Source organism: Bartonella sp. AD328YNZD (assembly GCF_042196425.1).
Genome location: NZ_JBHIQG010000783.1, coordinates 1 through 620, shown reverse-complemented (window position 1 = coordinate 620; position 620 = coordinate 1). Strand labels below are relative to the sequence as shown.

1 pseudogene is annotated in these 620 nt (G+C 33.1%); it reads right to left on the bottom strand.

Features of this window, described 5'->3' with window-relative positions:
- Positions 1-60: 60 nt before the first annotated feature.
- Positions 61-620: pseudogene (locus ACFIO3_RS15880) on the bottom strand (DNA polymerase III subunit gamma/tau); the annotation flags it as partial.

The following is a 620-nucleotide window of genomic DNA, read 5'->3' as shown; positions in this document are numbered from 1 at the left end:
CTTGCATTTCTTTGGCTTTTTTCATCATGCTCATCATTTCACGCATAGGAAGAGGTATCCTTATTCATCATTGATATTACTGTTATTTTGAAAAATATCAGCATTTTTAAAGGTATTAGGAAGTAAATCAAGATCATTTTCTTTTTTATTGAGTCGAATATCGACAATTTTTGCTTCTGGGAAATGATTAAGGATTTTTGCGATGTCAGGATCTGTCTCTGCTTTGGAAAAAAGAGTCTTTTGAATCGCTATACTTTCCTCCTGTAAGGTTGGGCCACCTCCTTCATTGACAAAAGCTATTGTCCAGCGTTTTTTAGTCCATTGAGATATTTTTTTTTCTATATCATGAGCAAGAAATTGTGGAGTATTTTCAGAAAGTCTTAAGGTAATATGCCCAACATCAAAAGAAACAGGATGAACAAATTCTTTAACAAGGAGTTTGAAAGGAACATCATTATGCTGTTCAGCTAATTTAACAATATCGTGCAAAGAATTAATCACTAGAGTTCTAGGTTCAGCAATCTCTTCTGTTATTTGTGTGACACAATGCGATAAATTTTCAATCTTTTCAGAAAGATCAGTAGATTGAAAAGTTTCAAGAGTTTTTGTTACTTCGTGGG